The following is a 3,097-nucleotide window of genomic DNA, read 5'->3' as shown; positions in this document are numbered from 1 at the left end:
CCGCCCCCGCTCCCCTGGCCGGGAGACACCGTCGACACCCCGCCCCCCCCCCCCCCCCCTTCCCACAGCACCCTTGGTACCGAATGCCGTTACGGCCGGATACGCGGCCTCGACGGCGGGGCATGCCGGCTCTGCCGAACAGCATCTCGGTCCACCCGACAGCACCGACTTCTACAGGACCGGCGACGGCAGCGGAAGCAGCGTTGTCCGTGTGCCGTTGGCCAGCGCTGATGCTCCGTCGTGATCTATCTCCTCCTCATGTCAGTGTGCTGACCGTCGCCGCGTGCGTGGTGGTCCACCGGGTCCACAAGGGCCGGACCCGTCGGTCAGTCGATGCCTTCGACGATGCGGAAGTCGCGCTCGAAGCCGTCGGGGAGGGCCACCAGCGCCTTTTGGTACGCCTCGCTCTCGTATGCCGCGACGGCCTGTTCAAAGCCGTCGAACTCGACCAGAACGACGCGTTGCGTGATTCCGGCCTCGTGGGCGACGACTCGACCGCCGCGGGACAGGACGCGCCCGCCGCCGGCCCGGACAGCGGGACCGGCCAGCCCGTTGTAGGCAGTCAGCCTCTCGGGGTCGGAAATGGCGGGGTAGACACTGACCCAGTAGCCCTTGGCCATGGAAACCTCCTGTGTTCGGACGGGCACGTCCGACTTCGAATCGACACTCGGATCGATCGATCCCGGCATGCGCAGGTTAGGACGTGATGAGCGGCCGAGGGAAAGACCGGTACGGGATAGAGTCAGAACGGATCGTTATCAATCGCCAGGGAGGGCACCGTGGCGCCGGATACCGTGAGCCTGCGCTACTTCCTGGTGCTGGCGCAGGAGTTGAACTTCACCCGCGCGGCCGCACGGATCGGCATCGCACAGCCCGCACTCAGTGCCCGGATGCGCCGGTTGGAGGCGGAACTCGGTACGGCCCTGCTGGTCCGCGACACGCGCAGCGTCGTATTGACCACGGCCGGTGCGGCTTTGGCGGAGTCCGCGCCTCCCGCGCTCGCGGCGCTGGACCGGGCGTGGGACACCGCCCGGAGCGCGGCGGCCGGTGAACTGGGCACGCTGCGCATCGGATACAGCCTCAGCGCCGGCGCCGAGACGGCACCGGCCCTGGTGGACAGGCTGATGCGCGACAACAGCGGACTCGAGGTCGGCGCGGTCCCGATGGCGACACCGGAGATCTCCCCCGCGGTCGCCGACGGCCGCATCGAAGCCGGGATCACCCGCGGTGAACAACCGGGCCGTGGCGTGCGCCGGTTCCTGCTGCGGCGTGCGCGCATCGGCGTCCAGCTGGCGCAGCACCATCCGCTGGCCGAGCGTCCGGAGATCGATATCGCCGACGCGGCCGCGTTTCCGCTGCGACTCCCGGACCGTGCGGCCAACCCCGTGGTCCACGATCAGCTGTCCGCAGTGTTCCGGGACACCCGACCACACCCCCGATTCCACACGCCCGCAGTCTCTTTCGACATGTCTCAGCACGACCTGCGCGACGGGGTCACCCTCGCCCCGGCCGGAGAAGCCGCGGCCACGGCACAACCGGCCGGTCTCACCTGGCGACCGCTGCGGGGCGCGCCCAGCCTGACGTTCCACCTGGTCCTCCCCCGCGAGCAGTCGCCACTGCACCGCCGCATCCGCGCCGTCGCCAAAACCCTGGCGCACGAGTTGCACTGGCTTCCGGACTGACGCACAAGAGGTCAAGCGGGTCAATCGGGTCCAGCGAAGGTGAGCCCCAAAAGCCGCCACGGGATGATCTTGATGGGTCGGCAGTTGCAGTCCGGCGGGAGCGTCCTCGGCCGGGTCGGTTCGATGGGTCCAACGAGAACGTGGGAGATCGGACCCTGGATCTTCCCGAGGGTAAGGCCGGCTCCGTCTCCCTCAAGTACCGTAACTTCGCGTGATCGAATCCGAGATTGAGATCAGCGAGGATCTGGTCCGCGACCTGTTGCGGGAACAGCATGCGGACCTGGCCGACCTACCCATCCGCGAGGTGGCGGGCGGCTGGGGCAACCAGATGTGGCGCCTCGGGGACAAATTGGCCGTCCGGATGCAGCGCATGGACAAGCTCCCCGATCTGCAGCTCAAGGAACGCCGCTGGCTGCCGGTGCTGGCCCCGCGCCTGCCGCTTCCGATCCCGATCCCGGTGCGGAACGGGGCACCGTCCGAGCGCTTCCCCAAGGTCTGGACCGTCATGACCTGGGTGGAAGGCACGCCGCTGGACCACGGCTCGATCACCTGCGGCGACCACGCCGCCGACACGCTGGCGGCCTTCCTCAAGGCGCTGCACGCGGAGGCGCCCGCCGACGCACCGGCCGCCTCGGACTTCGGCGCTCACCCCAGGGAGTGCACGGACGGCTTCGAGGGCTTCCTGCGGGCCGTGGAGCTCGGCGGCTTCGCCGGGGACGACATCCGGGCCGTGTGGGACGACGCGGTGGCGGCTCCCGAGTGGAAGGGCCCGCGCGTGTGGGTGCACGGCGACCTGCATCCCGCGAACGTCGTCGTTGCGGACGGGACGTTGGCGGGCGTCGTCGACTTCGGCGCGGTCTTCGCCGGCGACCCGGCGTGGGACCTTGTGGCCGCCTGGCTGCTGCTCCCCGCGGGCGGTGCCTCGCGGTTCTTCGACAGCTACGCGCAGGCAGACGACGCGGCGGTACGACGGGCGCGCGGGCTGGCCGCGATGAAGAGCCTGTTCCTGATGCTGATGGGCCAGAACGGGGACCGCGGCCTGCCCGGCGGCAAGCCGCAGTGGGGGACGGCAGGTCGGTCGGCACTTGGTCGTGTCCTGAAGGGCCTTTGACGTCGGCATGGATAAACGGCTCCGGCCCGAGCCAGCACTCGTGTCCAGTCGCGTTGAGCTTGTCCGGGGAAGCCGGGCGCCGCAGTTCGCGCAGTCGCGGATGCGGGCCACGCGTCCAGGGGCGCGCGCCGACCGGCGCGGGGCTCAGCACCAGGGCCGAGGGGGCGGACTACCGACGGGGCTGTGAAATCGACTCAGGCCCCGGGGGGAGTGGCGCCCCCGGGGCGGGGCCTTGGTGGGGGCGGGGTCCCGTATTTTATCTGCGGACTAAGGGGTATTAGTCCAAGGTCCATACCACCTGCAC

3 protein-coding genes are annotated in these 3,097 nt (G+C 70.1%); 2 read left to right on the top strand and 1 reads right to left on the bottom strand.

The annotated features are described in order from the left end of the window. Positions 1-326: 326 nt before the first annotated feature. The gene (locus ACFV4G_RS11070) at positions 327-620 is read right to left on the bottom strand and encodes a DUF1330 domain-containing protein (protein ID WP_380438821.1); all 294 of its coding nucleotides are present in this window, start codon (positions 618-620) and stop codon (positions 327-329) included. A gap of 159 nt (positions 621-779) precedes the next feature. On the opposite strand from ACFV4G_RS11070, the gene ACFV4G_RS11065 reads away from it, so the two are divergent. Beyond that, complete coding sequence (locus ACFV4G_RS11065; RefSeq protein WP_380438819.1) at positions 780-1,682, top strand: LysR family transcriptional regulator; 903 nt, start codon at positions 780-782, stop codon at positions 1,680-1,682. Between the two features lie 211 nt (positions 1,683-1,893). Beyond that, positions 1,894-2,793 carry a phosphotransferase gene (locus tag ACFV4G_RS11060; RefSeq protein WP_380438817.1) on the top strand — a complete coding sequence of 300 codons (900 nt, stop codon included), beginning with the start codon at positions 1,894-1,896 and terminating at the stop codon, positions 2,791-2,793. Positions 2,794-3,097 lie beyond the last annotated feature (304 nt).

Origin of the sequence: Kitasatospora sp. NPDC059747 (assembly GCF_042732955.1) — a bacterium.
In the GTDB taxonomy this organism is placed as follows: domain Bacteria; phylum Actinomycetota; class Actinomycetes; order Streptomycetales; family Streptomycetaceae; genus Kitasatospora.
Note: the sequence above shows the minus strand (reverse complement) of the source record. Positions and strands in the feature narration are given on the sequence as shown.